Here is a 17736-nt window from a genome sequence, read left to right on the forward strand (position 1 = left end):
GTCTTAATTGTTAATCTATATTTTTTGTAGGGTGTGCCTCGCGCACCTTTAAACACAATCTGGGCGTACACTAAAGCTAAATTGGTACAGAGATTCTATCTCTAGCTACACATATGTTGTTTTTGATAATGTAACATTCTACCCAATGTTCGCCATTAAAATTACTGGATTCAACAAGTTTAGACGTTTTGTGCTTACCAGATGAACTGGGTTGCAATTTACCTCTTTGCTGCTTTTTTTCTTTTGCCAAAGAACCAACGTTACGAACTTTCCATTTAACTTCGTAAGGTGGTTCAACATCTATCGATTGAATATGAAACTCTAAATCTCGACTCATTGGAACAGTCATTGAAGGTAGGGATTCTTTAAGCATCTTCCAAGTTTTAGATTCTCGGCTTATAGAATAATCGATAGAAACACTATTTCTTATGTCTACTTTTCCACTATATTCATATTCAATGAATTGTTCGTCAGGTGCTTTACGTATAGCTAACAAACTTTCTGAAATAGTTTCATTTTCTTCTATAGGGAAGTTAATTCCGAAAACTTTTGACCAGTTTTCATTCGCTATCACTTCATCTTCAAGCGCTTCCAAACATAATTGATAGGCTTTTTTAATTTTCCTATGACCTTGCCAAGATCCATGAACTACTTGATTACTACCAGGAGCGCGCCAAATTTTCTTATCTGGAGAAGTCTCATATTGATCATACAAATATTTAAAGAAATCCTTGGTTAAATCGCCATAATCTTTATAACTACTATTTTTATGTTCTGAATAAGAGTTAAAAAAATTGTAAGCTAATGTGTCTATCCATAATCCAGAAAAATTAATCCCAACATTATTTTTCCATGCTCTTATCATTCTAGATAAGTGGCGATATGTATTATCAGTGCATTCATCATTTAACTCTCTAGTTGCTCTTATTTCTTTCTTAGGTTTAGTTTCCCTCCATCTACCACCTTCATTTGTATCAGGATAGATATATATATCCGTATCTAAATTGCCATCATCGTCTTTATCAAGGTAAAAAGTCGGTAGAACCTCTATACGGAAACCATCTAAATTAACCTCTACAATTTGTCCGTCAGCTTTCACTCTATCATCTTCATAAACCTCTTGAAGAGCTTTTTTTACATCTTGTAGGAGTGAGCTTTGCTTAGAGCTAGAATAACTATTAAACTTATCATATGTACTTTTAGGTAACTCAAAAGCCATATCTAAGTCGCTTATTCCGTGTATTCCTGTTCGGCGACCATATGAACCTATTTGATAACAATTATTAGAGTCGTTATCTGATTCATAATAGTAATCATTTAATGCTTTAGTAACTTTTTTATAGTTCGCGGAAATTTCATCGCTATTGCTTATGTGAATATTCTTTATAAACTGATTAAATAATGATGCCGTAGTCATGCACATATTCCTTTTAATAAGGCCAAAATTGATGTAGCTTGGCCATTTGCAACTACCAAGTTAGCTATGAAATAGGCAGTAATAGAAAGGAAAATGATTAATATAAAAATAATGCAGCATAGGAAAAAGGAAAAAGGCAATTTATCGAAAAAGAGTTTTAAACCAAGTTCATTGACAAACCATTGTGAATTCACCTTTTTTGTCCAAAATATTTTCAAGTGGGCATACCAATCACTACCAAATACTTGGGTAGAAATAGCTTGATTTTTTTGTTCTAAATCTAAAGTACGTAACTCATTAATAAAATTAGATATATCATCGTCTTCACTTGATTTAACTTTATAATATAAGTCTTTAAGCTTAAGCTCTAACTGTTCAAGATTTTGAGCGGATTGTATATACTTTTTATCTTGGTATTGTCTTAAGTAGAGCGGAACATATGCGATACTTGCTAACGTAAATGCTATGACTGCTATACTATTTACAAAGGGGTAGAAAGCGGAAGATATAGCGGCAATGGCAAGGATTATACCAATACGAGAAGATGTTTTCTCTGAGATATCCGCAGTGGAATATGATTTATCACGACCATAACTAGTCGAATATCCAATATTCGCTATTTCATGTAGTAACTGTTCTTTTGTCATTGATATTACTCATTTCTATAGGATTAACTTCCATATTATATTTCCCTCTTTATATAGGTAGACGTAGGTTTGATTGCTGAATTACCTACGCCTCTATTCTATAATTAAACCTAAATCTTACAAGCACCGCCAGCACAATCATCTTCCATATCCGCTTGGGCATCGTTCGCACCATCACGAGTATTGTGATAATACAAGGTCTTCACGCCAAGCTTATACGCCGTCAACAAGTCTTTTAGCAATATCTTCATTGGTACACGACCACCTTCATAACGAACGGGATCGTAGTTGGTATTGGCAGAGATACTTTGATCGACGAACTTCTGCATGATAGCGACCAGCTTTAGGTAACCGTCATTATTTGGCATTTGCCATAGTAGCTCGTACTGATCTTTTAGCTTATCAATCTCAGGCACGACTTGCTTTAAGATACCATCTTTTGACGCTTTGATAGAGACCAGCCCACGTGGTGGCTCGATACCGTTAGTGGCGTTGGCAATCTGACTAGAGGTCTCAGACGGCATCAAAGCAGTTAGGGTAGAGTTGCGCAGACCGTGAGTGGTGATTTCAGTGCGTAGCGTTTCCCAATCGAGATGTAGCGGCTCTTGGCAGATTTTATCCAAGTCTTTCTTGTACGTATCAATCGGCAAGATACCTTGCGAATAAGTAGTCTCATTAAAGGCAGGGCACGCGCCTTGTTCTTTTGCCAATTTGTTTGAGGCTTTTAAGAGATAGAATTGCAACGCTTCAAAGGTTTGATGGGTTAGACCAAGCGCGCTATCGTCTGAATAGCGTACGCCATTTTTCGCTAAGTAATACGCGTAGTTAATTACACCAACACCTAAGGTACGGCGACGCATACTGCCATTCTCAGCAGCTTTGACTGGATAGTCTTGATAGTCGAGCAGGGCATCAAGGGCACGGACGATTAGCTCGGCTGGCTCTTCAATGTCGCTAACGTTTTCAACTTTACCTAAATTGACCGCAGATAGCGTACAAAGGGCAATCTCGCCTGCTTCGTCATTGATATTATCAAGTGGCTTAGTCGGTAACGCAATCTCCATACAGAGGTTTGATTGGCGAATTGGCGCAACAGTCGGGTCAAACGGACTATGAGTGTTGCAATGGTCGACGTTTTGGATATAGATACGACCGGTGCTGGCGCGCTCTTGCATCATTAAGCTAAACAATTCCGTGGCTGGAATTTGACGGCTACGGATTGATTTGTCTTGCTCGTACTTAGTATACAGCTCTTCAAACTTATCTTGATCTTCAAAGAAGGCATCGTATAAGCCTGGGACATCAGAAGGTGAGAACAAGCTGATATCTTGACCTTTAATCAGGCGGCTATATAAAGTCTTGTTAATCTGTACGCCATAATCCATGTGACGGACACGGTTGTCTTCGACGCCGCGGTTGTTTTTCAGAACCAATAATGACTCAACTTCTAAATGCCATAATGGGTAAAATAACGTTGCAGCACCGCCACGGACGCCGCCTTGTGAGCAGCATTTAACAGCTGTCTGAAACAATTTATAAAACGGCACACAGCCAGTATGTTGTGCTTCACCGCCACGGATAGGGCTACCAAGGGCACGAATACGACCGGCGTTGATGCCGATACCGGCACGCTGTGATACATAACGTACGATGGCGCTAGTGGTAGCGTTGATAGAGTCAAGGTTGTCACCGCACTCAATCAGGACGCATGAGCTAAACTGACGTGATGGTGTACGTACGCCTGACATGATTGGCGTTGGTAGCGAGATTTTGAATTGTGAGGTCGCATCATAAAAGCGCTTCACATAGTCGAGACGTTCGGATTTGTCATAGCTGGCAAACAGACACATGCCAACCAGCATATATAAAAACTGTGGGCTCTCAAAGACGGTCTTAGAAACGCGGTCCTGTACGAGGTATTTACCAGCCATTTGCTCAACAGCAGCATAAGCAAGATTCATATCGCGCCAGTGGTCAAGGTATTCTTCTAATTTATCAAATTCAGCACGGCTATAATCGGCTAAGATATGCGCGTCATATTTGCCCGCGTCGGTAAGCTTTTGCACATGATCAAACAGATGCGGCGGGGTAAATTTATTGTAGGCAATCTTACGTAAGTGGAAGATGGCCAAACGAGCAGCTAGATACTGATAGTCAGGGGTGGTTTCAGAGATAAGATCAGCGGCAGACTTGATGATGGTTTCGTGAATATCACGAGTCTTGATACCTTCATAAAACTGAATGTGCGACTTTAGCTCAACTTGTGACACCGACACATTATCTAAACCGTGAGCTGCCCACTCGATAACCTTATGAATTTTATCTAACTCGATAGGCTCTAAACGTCCATCACGTTTGGTTACTTGGATTTTATCGATATGTGTCATGCTGACCTCGTAAGTTGATTGCTTGTTAATTATTTAATGATTTAATGATTTATAGTGATGCTGCACGGCGTATAACCGGCAGGCATTCTTTATGACGCTATAACACTCTGTCATGGCAGAGTGTTTTTTTAGGCAAAAAGCTGCCTCTGCTCAGAGTGATACATTAAATCACTGAGCACTACATATAGCGTATTTGTTAGTAGGTGGACACAATATAGCGGGAAAATTTTGAAAATGCTATATTGATTTTAGTATCAAACTATGTTGCTCAGAGGTTGCAACGTGTTCAAATTTTGGCAAAGGACGATGGGATAAGGGTTAGACGGCAATGATAAAAATAATAAAAGTTTTGTAAAAAAAGGCGTGAATTTACTTTTTATGGTTTGCTCAATTGACCAGCGAGAGTCGCCGTCATGTGATGCATATTTCGGGTGATGATTGTACCCTAGACAACAAAAAATCGCCACCCATATGAGTGACGATTTGGACGAAAAAGGTGCTGGTTTTTTCTAAATGAATATCAGCGTGATTATACGACCATACGTACCGTTTTTGCGCTATCAAGTGCGGCATATAAGATATTTACTTGCTCAACATGGGTCAAATACAAGTTGACACGAACCGAATGAAAGCGACCAGTTTTTGAAGGCCTGACTTCTGTAGATGCCAAATCAAATTCTGGAAATTGGCTACCAAGAATCAGCTTCACTTCATTGAGCAAGCTTTCATGCTGGCCTTCATGACCGATGATGCTCATCGGATAGTTCATCGGGAATTCCCAAAGCTCCGGGTTTTGTACGTCGGTTTTTTTACCTTTGATGTTATCGGTATCATTGACCAACTCGCCGATGTTGACCTCTTTTTTAGTCACTTGCTCTTGTTGGTTATTATTTTTCTTGCTTGAATTTTGATTGCTGAAGTTTTGATTGGTAGTGTCTTTTGGGTCATCGCTCATGATGTTGTCCTTATTTTTTATTGAATAGGGTCAAATATTGGCGCTTAAATAAAGCACAAAAAAGCTGAGACTCGCTCAGCTTTTTGATAATATTTTGCTTAATAACGTCCTGTCTACTTTATATGGTCTAAGTCAGCTATTTTCAAGAAGCTGGTTTTTATAAAGTAGATTTCTAAAATTAGTCATTTTCAAGGAAAGAGCGCAAATGCTCAGAACGTGATGGATGACGTAATTTGCGTAGCGCTTTTGCTTCAATCTGACGAATACGCTCACGCGTTACATCAAACTGCTTACCGACTTCCTCTAGAGTATGATCGGTTGGCATATCGATACCGAAGCGCATTTTTAGCACGCGCGCTTCACGTTCAGTTAAGTTGCTAAGCACATCACGAGTGGCTTCACGCAGACCTGCAGCTGTCGCATCGTCAACAGGGCTTGAGATAGTACCATCTTCGATGAAATCACCTAGGTGCGAGTCTTCATCATCACCGATTGGCGTCTCCATTGAGATAGGCTCTTTGGCAATTTTTAGCACTTTACGGACTTTAACTTCGTCCATCTCTAAGCGTTCGCCTAATTCCTCAGGCGTCGGCTCGCGTCCCATTTCTTGTAGCAATTGACGTGAGACACGGTTGATTTTGTTAATCGTCTCAATCATATGCACAGGAATACGAATGGTACGCGCTTGGTCAGCGATAGAGCGGGTAATTGCCTGACGAATCCACCATGTGGCATAGGTTGAGAACTTGTAACCACGGCGATATTCAAATTTATCAACCGCTTTCATCAGACCAATATTACCTTCTTGAATGAGATCCAAGAATTGTAGACCACGGTTGGTATATTTTTTCGCAATAGAGATAACCAGACGTAGGTTAGCTTCGACCATCTCTTTTTTGGCACGGCGAGCCTTTGCTTCACCGATAGCCATACGGCGCGCCACATCTTTCATGTCGTGGATTTTCATATCGAGCTGCTGCTCGTAATCAAGAATCTTACGCTGTAATAAAATAACGTCGTCGGTGACTTTTTCTAATGTGCCAGCAAATGCAGGCTTGCCTTTAATACGCTCAATCAACCAATCGACGTTGGTTTCATTACTAGGGAAGGTTTTACGGAACTCTTCACGCGGCATACGACCACGGCGAATGACCAAACGCATGATTTGACGCTCTTGCTTACGCACATCATCATAGACATCATGCATAATCGCCATTACTTGATCTGAGAGGCGATTGTTCAGTTTTAGCATCATAAAGCGTACAGCAAGTTGCTCGTAGGCTTCATCAGCTTCTGTGCTACCACGACCATAATCAAGCAAGGCTTGTTTGGCTTTGATAAATAGATTTTCGATCTCTTCTAGACGCAGGCGTACTTCTTCTGGATCGATACCGCTGGTTTCTTCTTCGGCTTCTTCTTCAGTTTCGTCTTCGTCCTCGTCATCATCATCGCGCGCCGCTTTTGCTTTTACTTTGATAACAGGCGGGTTCTCTTTTTCTTCTTTGATGCGCTCTCTTTCTTCTTTCGCCGCCTCTTTTGCTTCTTGGGCAGCGATTTTGTCTGCTTCGGTTTCAGGATCTAAGAAACCGGTAATGACGTCAGAGAGCTTTTTGTCGCCATCTTGTACTTTTTGATACTCGTCAAGAACGAACTGTACCGTACCAGGCCAATAAGACATCGCATGCTGTACATCACGAATACCTTCTTCGATACGCTTGGCAATAACAATCTCGCCTTCACGAGTTAGTAGATCAACGGTACCCATTTCGCGCATATACATACGCACAGGGTCAGTAGTACGACCAGGATCGGTCTCAACCGCTGCTAATACCGCTGCTGCCTCGTCTGCTGCTGACTCATCATCGCTTGACTCATCGTTCATCAAGATGTCATCGGCGTCGGGCGCAGATTCAAAAATTTTAATGCCAACGTCCGTTAGCATTTGTACGATATCTTCGATCTGATCACTTTCAGTGATAGAGTCGGGGAGTTGGTCATTCACCTCAGCATAGGTTAAGTACCCTTGCTCTTTACCCATTTGGATTAAGGTGGCCAGTTGAGATGTGGACTTAGAAACTGACTTATCGTTCATAAATACTCGCTTACTTGCATCGGACATTTTTATATTGTGACTTGCTATCGCTCGCTCGGTGCGTTGATGTAATCAATCGATTCATCAAAATAGGGCGTAAAGGTTGTCAATAATAACAAAAATGAGTGGATATGAATAAAGGCTCAAAATACTACAATCACAGTGCCAAAAAACGGCAAAAAATTAGTAACGCTAAAAAGACTTCAAAATAGTAATACCTAAAAACTCACCATTAAAAAATGCTGGTTAAAAAACTTATACCTAAAATTGTGCTCAATAATGCGGGCTTGTCGTCATTCATCAAGCAGTGCTATAAATATATAGCGACACAGTTTAACACAGACCGTAGTAATCAAGCACGAGGTAGTGATATCTACCGACTGTTTTTTACTGATTATTTGCCATCAGTTGAGTGTTTAACACTCTTTTAAGGTCGGCTTTGACTACTGGGTATATTGATTAATAGTGGGGGCAACCGCTATGCTTTTAAAGGGTTGCTTCTTGATAAATAAAAACCAAGGGTAAATATTAAGATTTAACCGTCGCCATTTGTGCCGATTGTTCTGCATGCTGCGCACGTAGCCAGTCGTTTAATCGCTGACTTTGCATTTTTACAATAGTTGCTTTCACATAATCGGGATTTTTAATCATTTTTTTCATATGGCGTTCAAGAAGTTGACTTACTAGCTCTTCAATCAAGCCATCTAAACTTAATACATTACGAGCAATAAGGGCTTTATAAAAGCTGCCCCAATCGCGGCTAATTGTCTCTTGGGTCAAAGGCTTAACGTTGGATAAGATAAAGTGCGCTGCTGCATTAGCATCTTTTGGCAAATGATTGAGGCAGCGCTTAATGGTGCTGACGATATCAAGTAGCGCCGCGTCTTGCATATCTTCCCAAGCCAGTGGGCGTAATACATCCGCAGAGGCTTTTTGTTTGATATGGGCAGGCAAGTGCAACTCATGAATACCTGCTTGCTGCCAAATCGCTTCGATAGGATCATCAATCAATGTACGTGGCTGAAACACAAAGCACAATTGCAATTGTTGACTGGTGGTCATTTCACCATCAAAGTCTAGCAGTGCATCTCTTGCATCTTTATTCTGGCTACGTTTACCGCCAAGCTTTTGATAGATATCATTGTTGAGCAGATAACGAAAGCTACTGCCTTTCGGCAATGCAGTGGTCAATGAGCGCACTTGCGACATCAGCTTGGCTTTACCTTCTACCAAGGTCAAGTCGTAACGATCACTTAAATAAGCAAAAATATATTGTGACAGCGGCATGGCGTTAGCGATTTGTTCACGCATGGCATCGCCGCCCTGACTTTTTATAAAGGTATCAGGATCATGATTATTGGGCAGTGTCAAAAACCTTAATTCTTTATCGTCCGCCAGCACAGGCAGCGCAACTTCAAGGGTGCGCCAAGCCGCTTTTTGTCCGGCACTATCACCATCAAAACTCAACGTTAGGGTAGGGTTGAGCGTTAAAAGCCGTGATATCTGACTTTCATTAATCGCCGTACCCATGGAAGCAATCGCTCCATAAATACCTGCTTGGTAAAGGGCAATGACATCCATATAGCCTTCGACCACCAGCCAACTATCGGCGCGTTGCTGGCGTGATTCATAATAGCCGTATAACACATGCTGCTTATGAAAGACCGGCGAGTCGGACGAGTTGATATACTTGGGCTTCGCTTCATCATCAAGCGCACGACCGCCGAAACCAATGGTGCGTCCTTGATTGTCTCGAATCGGAAAAATGACCCGATCACGGAGCAAATCATAATCACGTCCAGACTCTGAGCGACGTACTAAGCCGAGCGCTTTTAAACCTTGAATATCTTGCGGAAATTGATGCTCAAGATGCTGCCAACCAAAAGGGGCATAGCCCAAACCAAAGGTTTCAAAGATTTCGTCGCTAATACCACGCGATAAAAAATAATGCTTGGCATGAGGGTGGATGCTGAGATTATGCTGATAAAACTGCTGAATTTTCTCTAAAAGCTCATACAGATTGCCGTCTTCATTGTCGCTGTTATTACTTAAGTCACTGCTATTACCTGCGTCACTACCGTGCAAGCCTACAGTATCATCTCCGGCTGTCAACCATGCAGGCGGATAGCTGTCATCACCTTGATAGTCTGAACCATAAGCATCCGTTGGATAAGGCACCGAGTCGTAAGCGTCTGGCGGTAGATATTCTTCGTAGCTATTGCTGCCAGTATAAGTCGATTGCTCCGCATAATCCGGCGGTGTGTTTTCCGATGAAGTCTTTGATGCTATTTGTGCAGCGATTGAGGAGTTAGGTGGCGCTTGCGGTACAGGTTTTATAGTTGGTTGCGGTTTAGTGCGCTGATAACTGACGTTTTGTTGCTCTTCTTTTGGCACCTCAATGCCCGTTTGCTTTGATAGCTCATTGACCGCTTCAATAAACGTTAAGTTTTCATAATCACGCAAAAAACTGATGGCGTTGCCACCGACACTACAGCCAAAGCAGTGATAGATGTTTTTTTGTGGATTGACATAAAAAGAAGGCGACTTTTCACCATGAAAAGGGCAGCAGCCTTTATACTCAGCACCAGCACGTTTAAGCGTAGTATGACGCCCAATGATACTGATTAAGTCAGCTTGGCTATTTAATTGTTCAAGAATATGATTTGGGATACTCATACGAAAAACAGTTTACCATAGGTGTGCGTTATTTTAAGGCAGAACCAATATTGCACGCAGGCAATATATAACAAAAACAATGAGGCAAAAACCAAAACAGAAAAAATAAGGCCAACTATGTCGTTGACCTTATTTTAGTTGATGTCTGTCAGCATACTTATGCTGAAATAGGATTAATTACCCTCTGTCATATCGATGCTTTCATTTTCAACTGCACCTAGGCGCACACGGCGATTTTCATCAGTCAGACGCAGCGGAGAAGTATTGCTTGTCGGCGCAGCTGTATTGGCAGCAGCATTGTCGCTTGGCAATCTTAATTGATTGGCATTACGAATGACTTGGGTTTTGGTCGCCCCGTTGTAATTGCCTTCAGCAACTGAGGTGTCCTTGTTAAAACGGCTCAGCTGCCCAAAGGTCAATTTATTGAACAAATTACGGTCACGTTTGGTGTCGAGCTTGACGCGTCCATCAGCAGTTAGTAAATTTGGATAATTAATTTGCAATAGTGTTTTATACTCTTTTGCCAAATCATTTAGACCCAATTTTTCATGACTATAAGCAAGTACGGCGATCGCCTCTGGTACGGATTCACTGAGTGGATAGTATTGAAAGACCCATTTTGCACGATTGACAGCCGCGACATAAGCTTCGCGCTCAATATACCAATTGGCAGCGCTCATCTCACTTTCAGCAAACTGGTTATAGATAAAGGTCATGCGCTGAGCAGCATCTGGCGTATAAGGACTGTTCGGATACTTATTGATAAGCTCTTGGAAATTTGCAAAGGCAATACGCAAATATGCGGTATCACGTTCAGCTTGATTGAGCTTAAATAGTTTTAGGCCTTCAGACGAGCCTTGCATGTTAGCCACACCGCGCACATAGTAGGCATAGCTGACCTGCGGATTAGAAGGGTATAGACGGATAAACTGCTCTGCACTGGCAGCTGCGGTTTCGTATTTACCACTTGCATATTGTGCATACATCATATCGAGCAATGCTTGTTCAGCATATTGTCCAGTCGGATAAAAGGTACGTAAGTTGGTCAAATCTTCGACGGCTTGGGTATAGCGACCTTTATCAATCTGGGCAATGGCGTTGTTATAGTAACCTTGCTCTGACTTCTCAGCAGTTTCAACCGCATCCACGTCTTTGCCGCCGGTCAGGTTTTTAAACGTTTGACAACCCACCAAGTTGACACTTAGGGCCAGTAAGGTGATTGAGGACAGTTTGATAAACGTATTGCCAACAGCTTGCATACTTCTTCTCCGACACAAGACGTATAATAGCAATAACGCTATCATACTATATATTAAGATTGATGATAAAAAACGATGCACAGGGCATCAATAGTGGTCTGTTATTAAGTATGCCAATTACCGAGCATACCTGTTATCGTTATTACAACAGCTGAATGAGATAGGGTATGTATTAAATCAATCAAACCAGAAGCGTTCATACAATGCTTGCAATAAAAACAGGCCGATAATAATACAGTGCCATAGCATACAGCAAAACATGGCTTACTTTATAGAATAACATTTGCTTCGTCTATTTTTTCGTTATCTATTTTGTAGTTAGGTGCTCCAACCGTTGCTTATTTTTATTAAGCAGTACTTTTTTACCAAGCGATAATTTTTACTAATTTTACTAAGTGGCACTTTACATCTACTACGAGCTTGAAGCGCTTTACGCATTTCTCTTGCGCTCGATAGTTTAGCATGAGCCGCTGTAACGAGCGATATCCAATATCGCTGACATCGACAAATATACAGTAAATTACAGCAATGTTATATTTTAGAGAGTTAACGGCGGATGATAAAAGCTCAATTGAGCATTATAAAATGTTAGATAACGCTCAGCTTTTATAGGGCTTGAACGCTCAGCATGTTACACTATGGCGATATTACTTCCAATTTTTTGACCATACCTATTTTTAATGGTCAGTTTTTAATAGTCAGTAAGCATCACCCTGTTTTCTTATGAAGTCTTCTTACGGAACAACGTCAGGAGCTTTGCCATATATGAATCCGCTATGAATAATAATGCTATGACTACCCATTTACCACCGAATCAATCGCTAGATACTGATTCATCAGCACAAGAGTTACCAATGCCAAATAACGTTTTGAATAATAGTGAGTTACCTGACGACAATCAGACAGCTTTTGATGAGCATATGTACGACGATAGCTTATCCGATGACGAAGTGCTAGATGGCGACCTTGACAAAGAGCTGGATGAAGAACTAGATGACGATGAAGATGAGCACGGCGATGATGAAGCGTCAATAGCGGGGCAGGCAATACCCGTTATTATTGATGTCACGCATACGGTGATAGAAGATGAAGCCGGTTTACGTATTGATAAATTGGCATCAAAAATATTTACCGATTTTTCGCGTGCCCAGCTGCAAGGGTGGGTTATTGACGGCAGCTTGCTTTATAACGGTAGTGTGCAAAAACCAAAAATCCGTGTCAAAGCAGGCGATGTCTTGCATTTATCAACGACATTACAGCAGCATAGTGAAGATCAGCCAGAAAATATCGACATCGACGTGGTCTATGAAGATGACGATGTATTGGTCATCAATAAACCTGTGGGTATGGTGGTACATCCTGGCGCGGGCAATCAAACCGGCACCTTGGTCAATGCGCTACTCTATCACTATCCGCAGCAGCACCATCTACCGCGTGCAGGGTTGGTACACCGGATTGATAAAGATACTTCGGGGCTATTGCTGATTGGCAAGACTAAGCCTGCGCAACTGGCATTGATGGAGCAGCTAAAAGACAAGTCTGTCTATCGCCATTATCAGTGTGTGGTGGCAGGCGATCAAGCGAGCTTATTGCGTCATCGCCTTATCGATGCACCGATTGGTCGCCATCGTAATCAGCGTACCAAAATGACGGTGATGACGGCAGGGCGCGAAGCAGTCACGCATTTATTAAATGTGACCGCGCTCAATGGCAATTACTGTTTATTAGACGTAGGTCTTGAGACTGGGCGTACTCACCAAATTCGAGTGCATTTGAGTCATATTACCTATCCGATAGTGGGTGATCGGGTCTACGGTGGTCGTCGTCAACTGCGCTCAGGTCTGACCGAAGCGCAACGTCAAGCGATTAGTAATTTTCCTCGCCAAGCATTGCATGCTTATACGCTGGGTTTTGTCCATCCAACGACCGGTGAGGATGTTGAGGTTATGACGCCAATGCCTGAAGATATGGAACAATTGATTGCCGTGTTAAATGATGGCTATGATCCTGAAGAAAAATTATCGTACAAAGGTTATTAAAAAGGTTACTAAATGAGCCGCGATGAACGATAAGGAATGACTAAGCTATGATGAATAAGCCATGACTAATAAGCTTCCTATAACATTACTCGCGCAACTGGATGACGTGGCTGTTTTTCAAACGGCTGCTTTCTCAAGCATTGCTGCTGATGCTCTATCGGAAAAACATCAGCAGACGCAACAGCGAAAGCAAGCAAGTTATGGCGAGCTGAATTTAGGCTTGCATGTCAATGACGATGCAGCTCAAGTATTAACCAATCGGATGCGTTTGCTCACGGCTATCAATGAGCAATTAGCAGCGCCACAACAAAACTCATCTACTAATAGCCTGCCTATCAGAAGTCTGCACTGGGTTAATCAAATCCATGGCAAGAAGATTCATGATATCGACGCGACAGCGCTGAGCATGGAGCCAATGGCCGCTGATGTGATGCTTAGTCAGCAAGTTGCTTTAGGACTGGCGATAATGACTGCCGATTGTGTACCGATTGTCTTATACCAGCCAACAACAGGGCAAATTGCAGCTATTCATGCTGGCTGGCAAGGGCTGGCGTGTGGCGTTATTAAGGCGACAGCTGAACGTTTTAGTGACAGCGGGCAGATTCTGGCTTGGATAGGGGTTTGTATCAGTCAATATAATTACGAAGTTGGTCGCGATGTTCGGGATAAGCTGCTGGCAGGTTGCATCAAAAATCAGTCATTGACTATAGATGGTATTAATCATTTTGATGAACGCTACGTTATGAGTGCTGTGATCAATGCTGATGCTGATCTAGATGTTCAAAGATTACATAAGACAGTTGATAAACTATCAAGTTATGCTAAAGTCGACGCAGAAAAAATTAAGATAAACTTGCCAAGGCTTGCTGCCGATCAATTGCAAGCAGCAGGTATCACAGTATGCAATTCGTCATCTATACCTTGTAGCTATGCTGATGATCGTTACTATTCTTATCGGCGTCAGACTCATTTGCAGCAGCCTGCAACAGGGCGTATGGCATTGATTATTACACGCAGTGCTTCCATATAATAACTGAAGCATGGCAGCTGAAATACAGTAATTGAAACATAGTAACTTAATCATAATAATTTAATCACAGTGACTGAATCATAATAAATACATCATTCTATTATTAAGCATCACGAGCCTGATGAATCCTCTTATTTTTTATTTCATTATTTACCACCATTATTAGAGTTTGTATGAATACATCTGTCACACCGTCTATAGTATCACCTCATGATGATAACCCTCCCAGTGTATCAATGGCTGTCATTTATCATAGTAACTATGGTCATACCAAGCGTGTTGCCGAAGCAATAGTCACTGGCGCTCGTCAGCAATTACCAGCAGCGCAAGCCAAAGCAGTCGATGTGCACGATGTCGACTGGGAATTTTTGGATCAGGCCGACCTATTGGTGTTTGGTAGTGCAGTATATATGGGTAGCGTGACGGCAGGCTTTAAGATCTTTATGGATGAAACATCAAAGCGTTGGTACCATCGTAAATGGGAAGGCAAGTGGGCGGCCGGTTTCGCCAACTCAGGCGGCCTTAGCGGTGATAAGCTTGCTGTACTCCAACAGATTTGTCTTTACACTATGCAGCATGGGATGAATTGGATCGGTATGCCGCTGATGCCAACAGGTCATGAAGCACATGATTTAAACCGTTTATCGAGCTTTTTGGGTTTGATGACCCAGTCGCTTGATGGTCCACCTGAAGAAACACCAGGAGTGGGCGATATCGATACCGCTATTTGGTTTGGTGATCATTTGGCCAAAACCATTATTAAGCATCAACCCAAACATGAGCCAACATCTTCAGAAAGCTAGCATAAGCTGCCATTAAATCATTCATAGTTATTTATTAAACATTAAAAAGCAGATATCAAACCGATATCTGCTTTTTTTTGCTGTGCTTGTTTTATTGGGCATTATTTTATTGAGCGTTATTTTGGATGGTAATAGGCGTAGCTGGGACATTCTTAACCAAAATATTTTTGATAGGAGCATTTTTGACAGGAATCGGACTTTCGACAAATTGAAATGATTGGCAACCTGTCATCAATAGGACAGCTGTAAATACATAGCTCAGGGTTAACGACTTCATAGTGGTATCTCAACAGGGAATCAGCGACGCTAAAATAGCGCCTATCATAAACAAAATAGAGTGTTGTGCAAGCGCTTGTTTCATAGCAATGTAAAGATAATGTTGAATGTAGAAGATATGATGACTTGAACCTATGTATCTATTATGTACGGTCAAAACTATTAATTAGAGGTAATAAGCTGAATTTTTGAGATTTATCTATGACTATATGTTTCTCATAGAAAGAAAAATCGCCATTCTATATTTCCTTAGTTATTGTTTTCCAAGGGATTCGTTAAATTATTTATAATTATAATATATAAAAACATATTAATTTAGTAGAGATTGGTACCGATAAATAAGTTCTTTAAGTTTTGTAAAAAAATGAGGGCAATGAGTTACTATTTAAGTAATAGAGGCGAAATAGTCTTACATTAGTGAGGTGGGCAGACAGTATTTAGTAACTATTTGGTTTTTGATTACCATTTACTAGATCTTTTAGTGAGCTATACAATTTTTTAGTGAGCGGTAAACAGAGTAGTAAAACAGATAATCATAAAAATTTAGATCAATATTAAATGTCATGCGCCATCAATTATTAAAACACCCTAGGTGCCAGCTATATGAGGATATTATGAAGCCACTTTCTGTGATGTTATCGATGCTTGTCATTGGTATTACCTCCAGCGCCGCGATGGCTGAAGGTGCTGACCTTGTTAATACTAGCTTGCCCAATGCTAGCTTACCTAATATAAGTCCAGCCAATAGCGAGCTTGTCAACCGAGGTGCCTATATCGCCCGTGCTGCTGATTGCATGGCATGCCATGGTGAAAGTTATACGGGCGGTACAGCGATTGAAACGCCGATGGGAGAAATCTATTCAACCAATATTACCCCGTCTAAGCGTTACGGTATCGGTAACTATACTGAGACCGATTTAAAAAACGCTTTGCAAAAAGGCCGCGCTCCGAACCATATGCTATATCCTGCTATGCCATATCCTTCCTATAACGGCATGAAAGAGGAAGATATCAGTGCGTTGTTTGCGTATCTACAAACGGTGCCAGTCGTCGACGAAGCGCCCAAGCAAAAAACCGACTTGCCATTTCCATTTAACATTCGTGCGCTCATGCTTGGTTGGAACTTTTTAAACGTCCCTTCTACCGAAAAGCGTGACGGTCTCAATGAAACGCAGCAACGTGGCGAATATATTGTCAATAATCTAGAACATTGCGGTACTTGCCATACACCGCGTAATAGCACGATGGGTTTTGATAAAAAAATGTATTTGTCGGGCGCTCAGCTTGGTAATTGGCATGCGCCAAATATTACACCTGACGAGTCGAGTGGTATTGGTAGCTGGAGTGAGCAAGACATTATCACTTATCTACGTACCGGTGAGCTTGACCAGCGCGCTTATGCTGGTGGTCCGATGGGTGAAGCGGTTGCGCACAGTACGCAGTATCTAAAAAATGAAGATTTGAGTGCGATTGCCTCTTATCTAAAAGCAGTACCTGCCATTCAAACGGATGATAAGGTGTCTGCTGTCGATGTCTCACGTTTGCCCACCCGCGTTAGCGAGTCTATCACCCATGACTTACTTGCTCAAAAAGATTATTTGGCGCAAGCAAAAACAGAAGTAAGTAACGGCAGCAATTCACCAAAATCTTTATATTTAGCGACTTGTGGTAGCTGTCACGGTGTGGATGGCTATGGTCAACCCGATGCTCAATATTCTCCTATCGTAGGTTTAAGTAGTATCCGCCGTGATAAGCCTGATGCGCTAGTAAACATCATTCTTCATGGAGTGGTAGGCAGTACCAATACCTCACCTATTATGCCTGCATTTTCTGATCAACTAGATAATGAGCAGATTGCCAGTATCGCTAACTACGTACGTGTGAACTTTGGTGGTCTTGCGAGCAGTGCCGTAAGTGCGGCGGATGTCGATCGTATCGCAACCACTGGTGCTGATAAGCCTTTTTTAATTAAGTATGCTGGCTTGCTTGCGATATTAGGCATTATTGTGGCTATTGCGGTCATTATATTTATTGTTCGAGCCATCATACGTAATAGACGCCGTCGTTAATTTGAATGTTTATATTCAATAAGACAGCACAGCAATGAATATTATAAACGCATTTTACATGCTTATTATCAGACAAGATTTAAGGG

The 17736-nt window shown here is 41.6% G+C and carries 12 protein-coding genes; 4 read left to right on the forward strand and 8 right to left on the reverse strand.

All coding sequences use genetic code 11. The features are described from left to right. Positions 1 to 76: 76 nt before the first annotated feature. The 7 genes from CAN34_RS02590 to CAN34_RS02620 all read right to left on the reverse strand — a co-directional run bounded on the left by CAN34_RS02590 (position 77) and on the right by CAN34_RS02620 (position 11433). Positions 77 to 1417, reverse strand: a complete 1341-nt coding sequence (locus CAN34_RS02590) for a nucleotidyltransferase (protein WP_089554314.1) — start codon at positions 1415 to 1417, stop codon at positions 77 to 79. Beyond that, the gene (locus tag CAN34_RS02595) at positions 1414 to 2064 is read right to left on the reverse strand and encodes an SLATT domain-containing protein (RefSeq protein WP_089554315.1); all 651 of its coding nucleotides are present in this window, start codon (positions 2062 to 2064) and stop codon (positions 1414 to 1416) included. The genes CAN34_RS02590 and CAN34_RS02595 overlap by 4 nt, the downstream gene beginning before the upstream one ends. A 110-nt stretch (positions 2065 to 2174) precedes the next feature. Next, positions 2175 to 4451 (reverse strand): class 1a ribonucleoside-diphosphate reductase subunit alpha, encoded by a 2277-nt coding sequence (nrdA, locus tag CAN34_RS02600; protein WP_089554316.1) that lies wholly within the window; start codon positions 4449 to 4451, stop codon positions 2175 to 2177. Positions 4452 to 4980: 529 nt separating this feature from the next. Further along, entirely contained in the window at positions 4981 to 5292 is a 312-nt protein-coding gene (locus CAN34_RS02605) for a YbeD family protein (protein ID WP_368039465.1), read from the reverse strand. Positions 5293 to 5584: 292 nt separating this feature from the next. Then, on the reverse strand, positions 5585 to 7498 hold the full coding sequence (gene rpoD / locus CAN34_RS02610) for an RNA polymerase sigma factor RpoD (RefSeq protein WP_089554318.1): 1914 nt from the start codon (positions 7496 to 7498) through the stop codon (positions 5585 to 5587). Between the two features lie 528 nt (positions 7499 to 8026). Next, on the reverse strand, positions 8027 to 10174 hold the full coding sequence (locus CAN34_RS02615; protein ID WP_089554319.1) for a DNA primase: 2148 nt from the start codon (positions 10172 to 10174) through the stop codon (positions 8027 to 8029). Positions 10175 to 10347: 173 nt separating this feature from the next. Next, complete coding sequence (locus CAN34_RS02620) at positions 10348 to 11433, reverse strand: outer membrane protein assembly factor BamD (RefSeq protein WP_089554320.1); 1086 nt, start codon at positions 11431 to 11433, stop codon at positions 10348 to 10350. 791 nt (positions 11434 to 12224) lie between these two features. Between CAN34_RS02620 and CAN34_RS02625 the strand changes: the two genes are divergently transcribed. The 3 genes from CAN34_RS02625 (at position 12225) to CAN34_RS02635 (ending at position 15305) form a co-directional block, all read left to right on the forward strand. Continuing rightward, complete coding sequence (locus tag CAN34_RS02625; RefSeq protein ID WP_121509216.1) at positions 12225 to 13472, forward strand: RluA family pseudouridine synthase; 1248 nt, start codon at positions 12225 to 12227, stop codon at positions 13470 to 13472. Positions 13473 to 13533: 61 nt separating this feature from the next. After that, positions 13534 to 14502, forward strand: a complete 969-nt coding sequence (locus tag CAN34_RS02630) for a polyphenol oxidase family protein (protein ID WP_089554321.1) — start codon at positions 13534 to 13536, stop codon at positions 14500 to 14502. A 236-nt stretch (positions 14503 to 14738) separates the two neighbouring features. Beyond that, positions 14739 to 15305 carry a flavodoxin family protein gene (locus tag CAN34_RS02635; RefSeq protein WP_171996381.1) on the forward strand — a complete coding sequence of 189 codons (567 nt, stop codon included), beginning with the start codon at positions 14739 to 14741 and terminating at the stop codon, positions 15303 to 15305. Positions 15306 to 15411: 106 nt separating this feature from the next. Here CAN34_RS02635 and CAN34_RS14190 read toward each other — a convergent pair whose 3' ends face one another. Further along, positions 15412 to 15582 (reverse strand): hypothetical protein, encoded by a 171-nt coding sequence (locus tag CAN34_RS14190; RefSeq protein WP_165767600.1) that lies wholly within the window; start codon positions 15580 to 15582, stop codon positions 15412 to 15414. Positions 15583 to 16195: 613 nt separating this feature from the next. On the opposite strand from CAN34_RS14190, the gene CAN34_RS02640 reads away from it, so the two are divergent. Further along, on the forward strand, positions 16196 to 17650 hold the full coding sequence (locus CAN34_RS02640) for a cytochrome c (RefSeq protein ID WP_089554322.1): 1455 nt from the start codon (positions 16196 to 16198) through the stop codon (positions 17648 to 17650). Positions 17651 to 17736 lie beyond the last annotated feature (86 nt).

It is taken from the genome of Psychrobacter sp. DAB_AL32B (assembly GCF_002224105.1).
Classification (GTDB): domain Bacteria; phylum Pseudomonadota; class Gammaproteobacteria; order Pseudomonadales; family Moraxellaceae; genus Psychrobacter.